The organism is Brevibacterium moorei (assembly GCF_024580735.1).
Taxonomy (GTDB): Bacteria; Actinomycetota; Actinomycetes; order Actinomycetales; family Brevibacteriaceae; genus Brevibacterium; species Brevibacterium moorei.
Genome location: NZ_JANIJX010000004.1, coordinates 1 through 14,362, shown reverse-complemented (window position 1 = coordinate 14,362; position 14,362 = coordinate 1). Strand labels below are relative to the sequence as shown.

The 14,362-nt window shown below is 66.7% G+C and carries 13 protein-coding genes; 8 read left to right on the top strand and 5 right to left on the bottom strand.

The window, feature by feature from the left end:
* The first annotated feature begins 187 nt into the window (after nucleotides 1–187).
* The 3 genes from NQ034_RS03960 to NQ034_RS03950 all read left to right on the top strand — a co-directional run bounded on the left by NQ034_RS03960 (nucleotide 188) and on the right by NQ034_RS03950 (nucleotide 4,095).
* Nucleotides 188–2,182, top strand: coding sequence for an anthranilate synthase family protein (locus NQ034_RS03960; RefSeq protein WP_373566584.1), 1,995 nt, complete (start codon nucleotides 188–190; stop codon nucleotides 2,180–2,182).
* A 40-nt stretch (nucleotides 2,183–2,222) separates the two neighbouring features.
* Nucleotides 2,223–3,020 (top strand): NAD(P)-binding domain-containing protein, encoded by a 798-nt coding sequence (locus tag NQ034_RS03955; protein WP_257047145.1) that lies wholly within the window; start codon nucleotides 2,223–2,225, stop codon nucleotides 3,018–3,020.
* Nucleotides 3,021–3,081: 61 nt separating this feature from the next.
* Nucleotides 3,082–4,095, top strand: coding sequence for an NYN domain-containing protein (locus tag NQ034_RS03950; protein WP_257047144.1), 1,014 nt, complete (start codon nucleotides 3,082–3,084; stop codon nucleotides 4,093–4,095).
* 84 nt (nucleotides 4,096–4,179) lie between these two features.
* On the opposite strand, the gene NQ034_RS03945 is transcribed toward NQ034_RS03950, so the two are convergent.
* Together NQ034_RS03945 and NQ034_RS03940 are read right to left on the bottom strand one after the other, a co-directional pair.
* Nucleotides 4,180–4,866: an NAD(P)H-binding protein gene (locus NQ034_RS03945; protein ID WP_257047143.1), complete on the bottom strand. Its 687-nt coding sequence runs from the start codon at nucleotides 4,864–4,866 to the stop codon at nucleotides 4,180–4,182.
* 118 nt (nucleotides 4,867–4,984) lie between these two features.
* Nucleotides 4,985–5,401 (bottom strand): VOC family protein, encoded by a 417-nt coding sequence (locus NQ034_RS03940; protein WP_257047142.1) that lies wholly within the window; start codon nucleotides 5,399–5,401, stop codon nucleotides 4,985–4,987.
* 204 nt (nucleotides 5,402–5,605) lie between these two features.
* Between NQ034_RS03940 and arfB the strand changes: the two genes are divergently transcribed.
* Together arfB and NQ034_RS03930 are read left to right on the top strand one after the other, a co-directional pair.
* Complete coding sequence (arfB, locus tag NQ034_RS03935) at nucleotides 5,606–6,037, top strand: alternative ribosome rescue aminoacyl-tRNA hydrolase ArfB (protein WP_257047141.1); 432 nt, start codon at nucleotides 5,606–5,608, stop codon at nucleotides 6,035–6,037.
* 290 nt (nucleotides 6,038–6,327) lie between these two features.
* Nucleotides 6,328–6,591: a hypothetical protein gene (locus NQ034_RS03930; protein ID WP_257047140.1), complete on the top strand. Its 264-nt coding sequence runs from the start codon at nucleotides 6,328–6,330 to the stop codon at nucleotides 6,589–6,591.
* 232 nt (nucleotides 6,592–6,823) lie between these two features.
* Here NQ034_RS03930 and NQ034_RS03925 read toward each other — a convergent pair whose 3' ends face one another.
* Complete coding sequence (locus tag NQ034_RS03925) at nucleotides 6,824–7,234, bottom strand: GNAT family N-acetyltransferase (protein WP_257047139.1); 411 nt, start codon at nucleotides 7,232–7,234, stop codon at nucleotides 6,824–6,826.
* Between the two features lie 302 nt (nucleotides 7,235–7,536).
* Here NQ034_RS03925 and NQ034_RS03920 point away from each other — a divergent pair, with 302 nt between their 5' ends.
* The 3 genes from NQ034_RS03920 to NQ034_RS03910 all read left to right on the top strand — a co-directional run bounded on the left by NQ034_RS03920 (nucleotide 7,537) and on the right by NQ034_RS03910 (nucleotide 13,406).
* On the top strand, nucleotides 7,537–9,126 hold the full coding sequence (locus NQ034_RS03920) for a DEAD/DEAH box helicase (protein WP_257047138.1): 1,590 nt from the start codon (nucleotides 7,537–7,539) through the stop codon (nucleotides 9,124–9,126).
* Nucleotides 9,127–9,259: 133 nt separating this feature from the next.
* Entirely contained in the window at nucleotides 9,260–12,040 is a 2,781-nt protein-coding gene (locus NQ034_RS03915; protein ID WP_257047137.1) for a cation-translocating P-type ATPase, read from the top strand.
* A 304-nt stretch (nucleotides 12,041–12,344) separates the two neighbouring features.
* A complete protein-coding gene (locus tag NQ034_RS03910) occupies nucleotides 12,345–13,406 on the top strand; it encodes an alcohol dehydrogenase (RefSeq protein WP_257047136.1) in 1,062 nt (353 codons plus the stop codon).
* Nucleotides 13,407–13,648: 242 nt separating this feature from the next.
* Here the strand turns inward: NQ034_RS03910 and NQ034_RS03905 are convergent, their stop codons facing one another.
* Nucleotides 13,649–13,987, bottom strand: a complete 339-nt coding sequence (locus NQ034_RS03905; RefSeq protein WP_257047135.1) for a HepT-like ribonuclease domain-containing protein — start codon at nucleotides 13,985–13,987, stop codon at nucleotides 13,649–13,651.
* Nucleotides 13,984–14,362 (bottom strand): nucleotidyltransferase family protein (locus NQ034_RS03900; RefSeq protein ID WP_257047134.1); only part of this gene is annotated, 379 nt, incomplete at its 5' end. The genes NQ034_RS03905 and NQ034_RS03900, both read right to left, overlap by 4 nt.

The window sequence follows — 14,362 nt, the reverse complement described above, 5'->3', positions numbered from 1 at the left end:
CGTGCGGCCGGACCGGCGGGCGTGCTATGTTGGTCCCGTGCACGCGAAACAGACTCTGCAGAACAACTGGTGGCCCGCCTGACCGGCGGCCCATTCGCGTACTCGAATCCAGACCGCCCCGTCGTGGCGGTCTTTTTCGTTTCCCGTTCGGGGATCGCCCACGGAGCCCGACCTCCCGGAGGCACCCTTGAACCCCAGTCCCGCACCCGCTGACACTCCCACTCCCCTCCAGCGCATCACGGCGCTGCGCAGCGCGACCACTCCCTTCGCCCTCATCTCCCGCGGCAACGGCGTCGAACTCCTGACCGGCACCATCGCCGATGTGCAGCAGTTGGCCGACATCCCCCTGCACGATGACGCGGGAAGCGCCCGCGAGGTCCTGGCGATGGTGCCGTTCAACCGGATCCGCGAGCGCGGATACGCCGCACTCGACGACGGCGCACCCCTGCGCTGTCTGCTGGTCGACGAGCACTCAAGCCTGCCGCTGGCACAGACCCTGGACGCCCTGCCCAAACAGCTGCCGCGCGTACACGACGCGGGCTTCACCACATCGGATGAGGAGTACGCGCGGATCGCCCGGCAGGTCATCGACCGGGAGATCGGCACCGGCGCAGGGGCGAACTTCGTCATCCGGCGTGATTTCACCGGGCGCGTCGACGCCGACCCGAGGACCACTGCGCTCGCCTGGTTCCGTGCCCTATTGGAACGCGAGCGCGGGGCCTACTGGACCTTCGCCATCGTGCTGGGCGATCTGGTGGCCGTGGGCGCCAGCCCCGAGGCCCATGTCGTGGCCCGCGGCGGCGCGGTGACGATGAACCCGATCTCCGGGACGTTCCGGCATGTGAACGGCCGACCCGACCCCGCGGCCTTCGCCGAATTCCTCAACTCGACGAAGGAGACCGAGGAGCTGTTCATGGTCGTCGACGAGGAGATGAAGATGATGTCTCAGGTGTGTTCGTCCGGTGGGCGGATCAGCGGGCCCCGGCTCAAGCGGATGTCCCGGCTGACCCATACCGAGTACGTACTGCGCGGCGCCTCGCAGGAAGATCCGCGCCGAGTCCTGCGCCAGACGATGTTCGCCCCGACGGTGACGGGCTCGCCGATGCAGAACGCCTGCTCGGTCATCGCCCGCTACGAAACCTCGCCCCGTGGCTACTATTCCGGGGTTGCGGCCCTGTTCAGCCCGGAGGCCGCCGGCGGCCATGAGCTGGATGCGCCAATCCTGATCCGCACCGCATATCTGCGCGATGGCATGATGAGCGTCTCCGCAGGGGCCACCTTGGTCCGGCACTCCGATCCCCTGAGCGAGGCCGCGGAGACGGCGGCGAAGGTCTCCGGCCTGCTGCGCGCGATCGGCGTGGACATCGCGACCGCGCCGATCGGAGCCACGGCGGCCCCCTCGGCCGAACCCAGTGCTCCGCCCGCCGGCTCAACGGCACCCGGGGAACTCTCCAGCACCGAAGTCGAGGCCCTGCTGCACGCCCGGAATTCCCGACTGGCGGCCTTCTGGTTGCAACGTCAACCAGCTCTGAGCACGCGCAAGGCCCTGCGGGCGCCCTTCACGGGTTTCACCGCGGTGGTGGTCGACGCCGAGGATCGGTTCTCGACCATGTTGGCCCATCAGCTGCGCCATTTGGGGTTGGACGTCGAGGTCGTCGCCTGGGATGCGGTGACCGAGGCCAGGATCACCTCCGCCGACCTGCTCGTCGCAGGCCCCGGCCCCGGCGATCCGCGGAATCGGACCGATCCGCGGATCGCGCAGATGCGTCAGCTGATCGTTCATCGTCGGGCGGCAGGGCGGCCCCTGCTGGCGGTGTGCCTGAGCCATCAACTGCTGGCGCTCGAGTGCGGCCTGGACCTGCGGGCCCTGGACGAACCGCATCAGGGCGTACAGCTGAGTGTGCCGGTGTTCGGCGCCGACGCCCGAATCGGGTTCTACAACACCTTCGCGGCCCGGGTTGCTCCCGGCACCCTGCACGCCGGGGGAGCCGAGGTCGCGGCCGATCCGGTGACAGGGGTGGTCGCGGCACTGCGCGGGCCGGGCTTCGCCTCGGTCCAGGGGCATCTGGAGTCCGTGCTGTCCACGGACGGCTTGACGACGCTGACCCGGCTGGTCGCCCAGGCGCTGGGACACTCCAAGCCCAGATCGGAATCCGCCCCGGTGGCACCCGCGGTTCGTTAGGCTGGAACCCGACATCGGACACACGACTCAGGAGGACAGGATGACGACTCGGAAGACGGCACTGGGCGACGGGGACACGATCGGCTTCATCGGCGTGGGCGAGATCGCCCGGGCCATGGTCGAGGGCCTGGCCGGAGGGCCGGGGGCGCCCGCGATCGTACTCTCCCCCAGGTCGCGGGAGACCTCGGCCGAGCTGGCCAAGCGCTATCCGCAGGTGTCCGTGGCCGCCGACAACCAGGCGGTCGTCGAGGCCGCTGGAACCATTGTCCTGGCGGTGCGGCCCGACCAGCTGCACGAGGCCATCGCCGAACTGAACTTCGGTGCGGACACGCTCATCATCAGTGTGCTGGCCGGAGTCTCGGCAGCCGAGGTCGCGGCTGCCGCGGGCGGTGGCGTGGAGGTGGTCCGGGCGATTCCGATGCCACCGGTGTCCCACCGCGCAGGGCTGACGGTGGTGTGGCCCGAGCATCCTGTCTCCAATGGTCTGTTCGATCTGCTCGGCGGTGCCCTGGTCGTGGCCGATGAAGCCCAGCTCTCGGTGTTCTCCGCAGCCACCGGGGCGGTCACCGGAGCCCTGGAGTACATCCGACAGGTGGCGGTCTGGACGGCTCAGCAGGGGGTACCCCCACAGGTGGCCGAGCCCTTCATCCGCGCTACCTTCGCGGGATTGGCCCCGGCCCTGTCGGATTCCAGCCGCGATATGGCCGAACTCGTGCGCGATCATGAAACGCCCGGAGGGTTGAACGAACAGCTGCGGACCGGATTCTTCGATGAGGAGGGCAGGTCCCGGCTGGTGCGCGAACTCGACGGGCTGCACACCCGTGCGGCGCAGGGCTGAAACCCTGTTCCGCAACCGGTCGTTTCACCCCGCTGCCAGCTTGGCCCCGTAGTATCACAGTATGAGATATGCGATTCTTGTCGATGCAGGTTATTTCTACTCGGGGTTGGCTACGAACATTACCGGTTCGTCGAATCGTGCGGCCGTGAAGGTCCACGAATCGTATTTGATTCAGAAGCTGGTGGAGCAGGCGCACTTCGACTGCGGAGGCGAATTACTGCGGGTGACATGGTATGACGGTGCAAAGGACGGGATCCCCGACCATCACCAGCAGCACATCGGACAGCTGCCGGGTGTGAAACTGCGGATGGGGCGGATCAACCCCTATGGTGAGCAGAAGGGCGTCGATCTGCGCCTGGGCCTTGATCTGGTGTCGATGGCCGTCAATCGGACGGTGCAGACCGCGTATATCGTATCGGGAGACGACGACCTGTCGGAGGCAGTCGAGGACGCTCAGGATCTGGGTCTACAGGTCAAGGTCATCGGTATTCCCAAACCGGACAATGTGGAACGAGCCCTGGGTGTGGCCTACAACCTGTCGCTGGTGTCCGACGGCGTGCTGACGATCGACCCGAAGACGATCGCCACGGGGGCCCAACGCAGGTTGGCCGATAAGGAACCCGGCGAAGCACTCGAGGCGGCGCTGGATCCCGATTCCACCAGCTCGACTCCGTCATCGCCCAGTCCCAAGGACCTGGCCAAACGGCCCACCCCCGCGATGATCGCCGAACGGCAGGCACAGGCCCAGGCGAAGGCGGCACAGGCCGCGCAGATGGCGCCGACCTCCGTGCTGGCGTATTCCTCCGACGGTGGTGTGATCGAGCACGGCGGTCACGGGTCCATTCCGCTCGAGCAGATCCAGGAGGTCGCCCGGCTGACCGCCAAGGTCTGGTTGGACACCGCGACCGAGACCGAGGTGCGCCAGCTCATGCACGACAAGCCCACCGTGCCCCCGGAACTCGACCGCCTGCTGCTCAACGACCTGGCCAATGCCAGTGGCGTCTACGATGTGCCGTTCTGGGCCAGGTACGAACTGCGCGACGAGTTCTGGGGCGCGATGGATCAGTGGCGGTGACCCGGCGCTCCCCCACCGGGAGCCCCGGGGACCCGCTCCGGGACCGGGCGTGGACCCTGCTCCGGGGACGGGGCCGCCGAGGACTCAGCCGATGGCCTCGGCGATCGGGGTCGATCCCTCATAGAAGTTGACAGTCGCCCTGGAACCGGAGCCGGTGGCGATCACATGGGCGATAACCGCGGCGACGGTATCGCGAGACGTCACGGACTCCTCGCGGGTGGGCTTGCGCCCGGCGATATCGCCGTTGGCGTCCGCGATGGTCACCGATCCGGTGGCCGGGCTCAGAGTGAGTAGGCCGGGCCCCAGGATCGTGTAGTCCAGGTCCGTGTCCCGCAGGTGGGCGTCCGCCGCGTGCTTGGCCACGACGTACGGATAGAAGGAGTCCGCCGGATCGACCCGGTCCAGATCGATGCCCACCGTCGCATAGGACACGATGACGAATCGCTCGACTCCCGCTTGAGCTGCCGCGTCCATTGCCCGGACGGCCGCCACATGGTCCACGGCCTCCGTGCGGGCCGGGCTACCGCCGCCCGCACCGGCGGAGAACACGATCGCCGCGGCCCCGGCGAACAGTTCGGCCAGCTGATCGACCGAGGCGTTTTCGATATCGAGCACCACGGGATTCCCGCCTGCTGCCTCCACGTCTGTGGCCTGGGCCGGATTGCGGATCACGGAGTCGACCCGGTACCCGGCCGAGACCAGCCTGGGTGCGGCCAGTAGGGCGACCTTGCCGTGTCCGCCCAGGATCACCACGCGCTTTTCGTCTGTCATCTTCGCCTCCCGGCTCTCGCTGATGGGTGTACCCCATTCACCCTACGCCGTGAGTCGGACACGTCTGGCGGCCCGATACGACTCCAAACCGGCCGGACGGCCGCATCCGCCCGCACCGTCATTCGCAGGAGAAGGCCCACATGACTCCGAAGCGGTCGAACACCTGTCCGTACCAGCCGCCCCAGGGTGCCTGCTCGAATGCCATCCCCTCCTGCCCGCCCCCGGCGACGAGTTTGCCGATCAGTTCCCGGGCCTCATCCGGGGTGTCGGTCGTGTACAGCAGCGAATACGCGGTGTCCCGGACCGGATAGTCCCCCTCGGTGTCCATTGCGTCGCCGCCGGCGATGCTGCCGCCCGGCAGGTCCAGGGTCGCATGGGCGACGGCCTGGGGATCGGGTTCGAAGGGCATTCCCTCGAGTGAGGTGTCACCGTAGCGCAGGATCATCAGCTCACCGCCGAAGACCTCGTGCCAGTGTTCCATTGCCTGCGCGGTGGTCCCAGGCAATGCGATATAGGTTGCAAGCGAGCGTGTCATGGCTCCTCCTCGGCCACACCGGCCCTACGCCACCGTGGCATCGTGCAGTGGATAGTGGAGTCCAAGTATTCCATGCCATTAGCATTCTGCCTATGGGTGATGTGCGGTTAGGACCAGTGGAGCGGGGCGACACAGACGGTCTGGCAGGCACGCAGCCGGAGGCCACGGTAGACGATCAGAACCGGGTTACCTGTGGCTGAGGACTTGAGGATTCTGCCTGGGCCGGGCGCCCCCGCCGGTCTGGTGGTGCCCGCTGCCGAGCTGCTCGAACGTTTCACTCATTCGTCCGGACCCGGCGGACAGGGTGTCAATACCGCCGATTCACGGGTCCAGCTGAGCCTCGACCTGGCGACGACCTCGGCGCTCGACGATGAGCAGCGGGCCCGCGTCATGACCCGGCTGTCGACCCGCCTGGCCGGGACCGTTCTGACCGTCGAGGTGCAGGATCAGCGGGCGCAGCGGCAGAACCGAACGGTTGCCCGCGCGCGCCTGGCCGACCTGATCCGGCAGGCTCTCATCCCGCCGGTGGTGCGGCGTGCGACCAAACCGACCAGGGGTTCGAAGCGGCGCAGGCTGGCGGCCAAGAAACGCCGCTCCGAGGTCAAGCAGAACCGCCGCCGGCCCCACGGCGATTAGCCCAGCTGTCCGTCCGTCCAGGCAGAGAACGCATCGGCGTCCATCCAGGACCGGGCCCGTTAGAGGTCTTCGGGGTACGGCGTCCAGTCGGGACGCCGGGCGGAGACTTCATCGTGCATTCTCGACATGCAGCGGAGACTACCACCGCAACTGTGGGCGGAGTCCTCATCATCGTGCCCGATGAGTACGAGCAGGCCGGGGAACCGCGCGTTCAGGTCGTGGTGGCCGGGACGCGGATACACTTTCTTGGGATAGCCGCAGTCCGACCACACCGACCTGAGGAGATTCCCATGTATGCGGCTCCCACCCGCCCCATGACCCAGGACGAACTCGACCTGATCTGCTCGGTCTGGGCCGACGCCGGCAGCGACGATCCCACTGACCAGTGGCTGGAGCTGTGGGACGGCGGCGATGCCGATGACCATGTGGAACAGCGCGATGCCATCATCGCCATCGCCCAGGATGTCGGGATCGAGTCCAGGATCGAACGCGGTTTCCTACAGGTACGCAAGACCCAGCAGCTCCACGATGAGATCGGTGAGAACTGGGCCTGACGACACGTTGGCGGTGCGTCGTTCGTCGGCGCACACGCGCTACAACCGGCCCCAGTTCATTCGATGAACCGGAGCGGCGAATAGCACGGTGCCGGGTCCGTCTGCAATCGACCGTATGTGAGGACGTCGATTCGATGGCCGTCTATCAGGAACTTGCCCCGCTCGGTCCCCTCATAGACGAATCCGGCGGCCCGGGCGACGGCTCCGGACGCCGGATTGTTGACCCTGTGGCCTAATTCCAGTCTTTCAAGTCCCAGCTCCTGCAGTGCCCAATCGGCCACCGTGGCCGCAGCCGCTTAGCCCACCCCCGGCCTCGGGACCGGTCGGTCATCCAGTACCAGAACCAACCGTTGCGGTTGAGCGCATCGACGTCGACGCAGACCTGTCCCAACACCCCGTGCTGATCCACGATCGCCCAGGGATGATGCGCCCGGGCCGGATCGACCAACCGTTCGATGTAAAGAAGCGCCTCTTCCGCGTTCGTCACCTCGCCCTGCCTGGCCATATCCGGGTTGGAGGCGAAAGCCGCGGCCACGTCGGCGGCGTCCTCGGTCCGCAGCGGACGCAGGCTGGGATCGTTGGGCCGCGCCACGGGTTCGGCTGCCTGGGCCGTGTCCACGCGTGTTTGTGGGTCGGTATCCATCTGGCGACTCTAACAAAGTGACACATTCGGAAACCGTGCATTCGGCGACTCGGGGTGAACAAGAGTAGAGTGGTAGATCTTGGGCACTCGAATTCGAGTTCCCTGCGTCGTATGAACGCCTCATCATGCGGATCGACCTGCGTCATGGAGCCGGTGCCTTCGGCACCGTGCGGATGACACAGTGCGCGACTGCAATTCTGAAGCACCTTCCTTGCGGCGACCGAGAGTACCGAGCGGTGCTCCCGCCCCTTACCAGGCAGCGTGCACACCCTGCACAACACACGTCCGTGTGGCTCCCTGGCGTGAAGAAAGGCTCCACCATAGCTACCTCACCGAACTCCACTGCGCCCGTCACCTTCGCCGAACTGGGAGTTCCCACTCCCCTGGTCAAGGTCCTCGGGAACAATGGGAAGACTCAGGCCTTCCCCATCCAGCAGGACACCCTGCCCGACACCCTGTCCGGCCGTAACGTCCTGGGCAGGGGCAAGACCGGGTCGGGCAAGACCCTGGCCTTCTCCATTCCCATGGTCGCCGAGCTGGCCGCCGAGGACGGCAATCGCAATCTGGCCAAGCGCCCGCGCGGCCTCATCCTCGCGCCGACCCGCGAACTGGCCACCCAGATCGATGCCGTCATCAACCCCCTGGCGGGGGCCTACGGCATGCGCACCACCACCATCTTCGGCGGTGTCAAACCGCACCGCCAGATTGTCGCCCTCAACCGTGGTGTCGACATCATCGTGGCCTGCCCAGGGCGTTTGGAGGATCTGCTCCAGCAGGACGTCCTGACCCTGGACGACATCGAGGTCACCGTCTTGGACGAGGCCGACCATATGGCGGACTTGGGCTTCTTGCCCGCCGTCACCCGGCTTTTGAAGAAGACCCCGGCCCAGGGCCAGCGGATGTTTTTCTCCGCCACCTTGGACAACGGAATCGACAAGCTGGTCAAGAAGTTCCTGCACGACCCGGTCCTGCATTCGGTGGACACCCCCGATTCCCACGTGCCGGCGATGACCCACCACGTGTTCGAGGTCGACCGTGAGGATAAGAACGACCTGGTCCGGGCCCTGGCCTCCGGCATGGGACGCAGGATCCTCTTCACCCGCACCAAGCATCAGGCCAAGCGACTGGCCAAGCAGCTGACCAAGCGCGGCGTGCCCGCCGTGGATCTGCACGGGGACCTGTCCCAGCCGCAGCGCGATAAGCATCTGGCGGCGTTCAGCGAGGGCTCGGTCCGGGTCCTGGTCGCCACTGACGTCGCGGCACGCGGTGTGCACGTGGACGATATCGAACTGGTCGTCCATGTGGACCCGCCGGCGGAACACAAGGCGTACCTGCACCGCTCGGGGCGCACCGCGCGTGCCGGCAGTTCGGGCGACGTCGTCACGGTCATGCTGCCCGAGCAGCGCGATGACACCCAGCAGTTGCTGCGCAAGGCCAAGGTCAAGGTCAAGCCCGTCAGGGTCACGGCGGAGTCCAAACAGGTCGCCGACCTGGTGGGAGAGACTGCGCCCTATGTGGAACCGGCGGAGCCACAGCCCAAGCAGCAGCCGCGCAAGCAGTCCGGGAAGCCCTCGGGTCGTCAGCAGGGCGGTACCGCGGGCGGCGGACGCGGCGGCGCCGGCCGCAATGACAGGCGGGGTTCGGCCCGAGGCGGAGCCGGCGATGCGTCCGGCCGCCGGGGCGGTTCCGGCAGCCGCAGCGGCTCTGGCAACCGTCATGCCTCCGGCAGCCGAGGCGGTTCCCGCCGTGGTTCGGGCAGCGCACTCAAGTACTCCAGCGAGACCGGGGCCCCGGCGGGATCCGGTAGCCGCGGCGGCTCGGGCCGAGGTGGCAGCGGACAGCGCGCCGGAGGGCAGCGTTCGTCCCGTGGCTCCCACAGCCGGGCCCGCTGAGCCTCTGCTGTCGACGGGCCGGCACTCGTGCATGCGGCCCAGCACCATTGCAAGCGCGGATTCACATCGTGCGAGGATATTCCCGCACACGATGTGAATCCGCGCTTGCCATGCCGGGAGTACGATTGGCCGCGTGAGCACCCCCACTACTTCTACCGCCTACCAACAGGACACCACAGCCGTTCTGAGTGATCTGGGCTCCGGCCCGAACGGCCTCACCTCCGACGAGGCCGCACGCCGCCTGGCCGCCGACGGCCCCAATCGCATCGCGACGGGAAAGCAGCGCGGCTGGCCCACCATCCTGCTCGCACAGTTCCGCGACATGGTCGTCATCATGCTCTTGATCAGCGCGGTGGTGGTCGGGTTCGCCGGTGAGCTGTCCACGGCCATCGTGTTCGTCCTACTGGTGCTGGCCAACGCCGGTATCGGATTCGTCCAAGAGCTGCGCGCCCAACGCACCATGGAAAGCCTCCAGCGCCTGGTTCACCCCAGCACCGCTGTGGTCCGCGACGGCAAAACCCAGACGATCGCAACACCGGACCTGGTCGTCGGCGATGTCGTCGAAGTCCAGGAAGGCGATTCCATCCCCGCCGACATCCGGCTCATCCGCGTCGACGGCCTTTCGACCAGCGAATTCGCGCTCACCGGCGAATCAGGGTCCTCAAGGAAATCAACGGACCCCGCACACGCCGAGGCCCCACTGGCCGAGCGCCAGTCCATGGCCTTCGCCGGCACACTGGTGGCGGCCGGCGAGGGCACCGGCATCGTCACGGCAACCGCTGCGGATACGGAACTGGGCAAGATCGCGGACCTGTCATCGGGCGTGCGCGAACGCCCGGGTCCCCTGCAAAGGGAAATGGCGGCCATCACGAAGACGGTGGGCATCGGCGTTATCTGCATCACCGCGGTGCTCCTCGCGGTAGCGCTGGCCACGGCACTGCCATTCCTCAATGCGCTGCTGTTCGCCGTTGGTCTGGCCGCCGCCCTTATCCCACAGGGGCTCCCGGCCGAGGTGAGCACGGCACTGGCGGGGGCCTCGGCCGTCCTGGCCAGGCAGAATGTCCTGGTCAAGCGGCTCAACTCCGTCGAGACACTCGGGTGCACCAGCGTCATCTGCACCGACAAGACCGGTACGCTGACCAAGAACCAGATGACGGTGACCCAGGCTGTGATCGGCGGTGTCACCGTCCAGGTGACCGGTACCGGATACAGCGCGGATGGGGCTCTGCGCCGCGGCGACACGGGGGCCACACTTACCGCCATCGAGCACGGGCACACCGTCGACCTCGCCGAAGGCCTGGGTGCCTTCCTCGCAACCGGGGTGTTCGCCTCCACCGCCGAGGTCCTGCCACCCGACGATGACCATCCGGACCGCTATGTGCTGGGCGATCCCACCGAAGGCTGCCTGATCCCGCTGGCGGAGAAGGCCGGGCTCGATCCGCAACAGCTGCGCGCCTCGACCGAACAACTGCGGGACCTGCCGTTCGACTCCGAGCGCAAGCGCATGACGTCCGTGCGCGACGTGGACGGTTCGCCGGTGGCCTATGTCAAGGGCGCTCCGGCATCCGTGCTGGAGCGCTGTACCCGCATTCTGGTCGACGGCCCCGCAGGCACAGTGCGCGACATCACCGCCGCCGACCGCTCGCAGTTCCTCCACGAAGTCGACGAACGGGCCGGCCGCGGCCTGCGCAATCTGGCTTTTGCGATCCGTTCCCTGGACCGGGGCGAAGTCGGTGGCGACGCCGAGGCGATCGAAAGTGACCTGACCCTGTTGGGCTTGGTCTCCATGATCGATCCCCTCCACGAGGACATCCCAGCGGCGATGGACGTCACCCACGGCGCGGGGATCGCGGTCAACGTCATTACCGGCGACACCGCGCTGACCGCTGCTGCCATCGCCCAACAGGCTCACCTCAGCGGCACCGGAGTCCCGCGCACCGTCACCGACCATCGATTGCACTCCATGTCCGACGCCGAGGTACTGACGGCTGCCGAATCCGGCGGCACCGTGTTCAGCAGGGTGAATCCCGAAGACAAGATGCGCATCGTCACCCTCCTGCGCAATGCGGGCCACGTCGTGGCGGTGACCGGAGACGGCATCAACGATGCTCCAGCGCTACGCGCAGCCGACATCGGCGTGGCGATGGGCAAGGGCGGGACGGATGTCGCCAAGGACGCCGCCCAGATCGTGCTGCTGGACGATTCGTTCTCATCCTTGGTGGGCGCCGTGCGGCAGGGTCGGCGCATCTACGCGAATATCCGCAAGGGTGTGCTGTCGTGTCTGACGTCCAACGTGGCCGAGTTCGTCGTCAATGGCGTCGGTCTGGCATTGTTGGCCATCCTCGGTGTGCCTCTGCCCATCCCGGTGACGCTGTTGCTGGCCATCGACGTGCTGGGCGAGATCCTGCCGATCGCAGCGTTGGGCTCCGATCCCGAAGAAGACGAGACGCTCAAGGAGAAACCCCGCGATCCGTCCGCTCACATTCTCAACCGCTGGACCCTGCTGGATCTGGCTCTGTCCGGATTGGTCATGGGATGCCTGGCGATCGGCGGATATCTGCTGGCCTGGCGCGCACTGGGGATTCCAATCATGGCAGCAGGTTCAGCGGCCGGACAGGATGCGCAGGCGGCCGCAACGGTGACCTATGTGACCGTGTTGTGCGCCCAACTGGCGGCGATCGTCCAGCGGCGCAGCGCCCACGGGGTGTTCACGCGCTACCAGTTGAGCAATCGGATATTCTGGCTGGCGATTGGTCTGGCCGTCCTCATCATGATCGCGATCGTCTATGTTCCCGTGTTGCAGACATTCTTCAACTCCGCGGCGATTCCGCCGGTGATGTGGGCCTATGTTGCCGGTGCCGTGGTGGTCATGATCGCAGCGCGCACCGTCATCGCACGGCTGGCACGACGCTAGGCCCTGGTGCGTATCCACTCATCGTGTTTGGTCCGTCCACACTCCTCCCCCGGGTTGTAGACCAGGCCGTAGTGCAGCGCCAGTATGTTCACCCGGTGCCGGGATGACATAAGGTCTGCGCGTATGTCCCCGGCGACATGCGCGTCCAGTCCTGCAGGCAATACCGGGCCACTGCTTGCGTCCAGATTAAAAGGAGATATAGCCTGCTGTTTATCCGTGCCGGCAATTTGCCGAGCCCGCAATACCACCATGGTTGCGGCGCGCGGACCATCGAACCATGCAGTGCACGATCAAGGAGGATCACATGCAGGTATTCGGAATCGCGGAGCCGGGCGCCCCCGCCGAGGAAATCGAAATCGCAACGCCAGAGCTCACGGGGGCGTCGGTCCTCGTCAAGATAACCCATTCGGGTATCTGCCACTCCGACGTCCACTGCGCAGAAGGCTATTTCGACTTAGGGGACGCGGGCCAGATGCCCGTCACCGACGCAGGTGCCGAATATCCATTCGTGCTCGGCCATGAGATCGTCGGCGAGGTCGTAGCTGCCGGACCCGAAGCCGGCGTGGAGCCAGGAGACACGAAATACATCGTGTACCCCTGGATCGGCTGCGGTGAGTGCCAGCCCTGCCGCGACGACAACGAGAACTACTGCATCGGGGCCAAGCGAAACCTCTCGATCGCGCTCAAGGGCGGTTTCGCCCGCGAGGTCTGGGTCCCGGACTCGCGCTACCTCATCCCGGTGGGTGACCTGGACCCGGCATGGGCCGCGACACTGGCCTGCTCGGGTGTGACGGGCTACGCTGCGGTTTCCAAAGTGCTGACGGAGGAGGTCGACCGGCCGATCGCGGTCGTCGGCACCGGCGGCGTCGGACTGAGCGCGGTGGCCCTGCTGGCGGCACGCGGACACAAGAACATCGTCGCCGCCGACGTCAACGAGGCCTCACTGGAGAACGCACGGAAGGCCGGCGCGACCGCGACGGTGCTCACCACCGGCGCAGACCCCGTGACCGACCTCGTGACGGCCGGGGGCGGCAAGTTGGCCGGGGCGATCGACTTCGTCAACAACGGCGCTACCTCCAGTCTGGCGCTGGGCGCTATGGGAATCGGCGGGAAGCTCGTCAGCGTCGGCCTGTTCGGCGGTCAGTTGGCGTTCCCCACCACGGTGATGGCTCTCAACCAGCTCAAGATCGAGGGCAACTTCGTCGGCAGCCTCCCCCAGTTGCGCGCCCTGGTGGATCTGGCCAACTCCACCGAGCTGCCGAAACTGCCGATCACCGAGGCACCGTTGGAAGCTCAGACCGTCAACGACACCCTCCAGGGCCTGGCCGAGCGCACCGTCGTCGGGCGCGTTGTTATGGTCTCCTGATATCGCCGGAGCCGGGCCGGGAAAGCACCCGGCCCGGGAGCTTGCGGAAGGGGAGCGTTCTTGTCCGCCTTCACCCGATCGCCTGCGGGCCGGTTCCCGTAGTCGGTCGGGTGGCGGGCCGGGCCGAATCCAGTCGGCCCGGCCACTGATCCCAGTGCAGAATCGCCCCGCCGCAGCGCCCTGTTCCGAGCCGTCGGGGAACCGGGACTCGACCAAGTTCCGACACACTGCAACACTTGCCGTCAGGACCCGAGCACCGTGACGATGTAGTTCCTGATCACCGGAAGATCACCCACGAGGGTGTCCCAGACGGCCCCATAGTCCGTTTCCTCATATTGGTGCGCGAGGCGATCTCGCATTCGCTTGATCGGCGACCAGGGCACCTGCGGATGCTCCTCCACGAGCCCGGCGCTCAATCGTGCCACATTCTCACCGATCTTGATGATCACCGACTCCGAGGCCAGACCCGGGACATTCTCCGCGTCGCCGACGTACCAATCATGGCCGCGCGCCGCCAGCGCTTCACCGACTGAGCACAAACGCACAATCTCTCGTAGAGCGGCCTCGTCCCGCGCAATCACACGGCAACCGCTGTCCGGAGAATCTCGTGGCCCGGTGCAAGACCACCATCACTGACGACATCGACCTCGACTCCGAGCAGTTCGCTCGCCGCATCAGCGAATGAGGCAAGGCCGAGCAAGCCGACGCCCCCGGTACGCGTCACCAATAGGTCGAGGTCGCTTCCCGGATGATCGGAACCACGGGAAGCCGATCCGAACACGCGTACATTGCTGAGTCCGAATCTGCCGGCAAGGCTCTCAAGTGCTGCGGCATGCGCGGCAAGCGCCTCATGTGGCAACGGTTTGGCTGCGCGACGCAGCCGTTCGATCATCTGTGGCGATGCCCGTCGGCTCCCCGACTCATAGGCCGCAATGTTCGGCTGTGCGACGCCCGAG

What these genes read in the sequence shown, in the direction of transcription:
- NQ034_RS03955 (WP_257047145.1), top strand. Translation starts at nt 2,223, where the DNA reads ATGACGACTCGGAAGACGGCACTGGGCGACGGGGACACGATCGGCTTC.
- NQ034_RS03950 (WP_257047144.1), top strand. Translation starts at nt 3,082, where the DNA reads ATGAGATATGCGATTCTTGTCGATGCAGGTTATTTCTACTCGGGGTTG.
- NQ034_RS03945 (WP_257047143.1), bottom strand. Translation starts at nt 4,866, where the DNA reads ATGACAGACGAAAAGCGCGTGGTGATCCTGGGCGGACACGGCAAGGTC.
- NQ034_RS03940 (WP_257047142.1), bottom strand. Translation starts at nt 5,401, where the DNA reads ATGACACGCTCGCTTGCAACCTATATCGCATTGCCTGGGACCACCGCG.
- NQ034_RS03930 (WP_257047140.1), top strand. Translation starts at nt 6,328, where the DNA reads ATGTATGCGGCTCCCACCCGCCCCATGACCCAGGACGAACTCGACCTG.
- NQ034_RS03925 (WP_257047139.1), bottom strand. Translation starts at nt 7,234, where the DNA reads ATGGATACCGACCCACAAACACGCGTGGACACGGCCCAGGCAGCCGAA.
- NQ034_RS03910 (WP_257047136.1), top strand. Translation starts at nt 12,345, where the DNA reads ATGCAGGTATTCGGAATCGCGGAGCCGGGCGCCCCCGCCGAGGAAATC.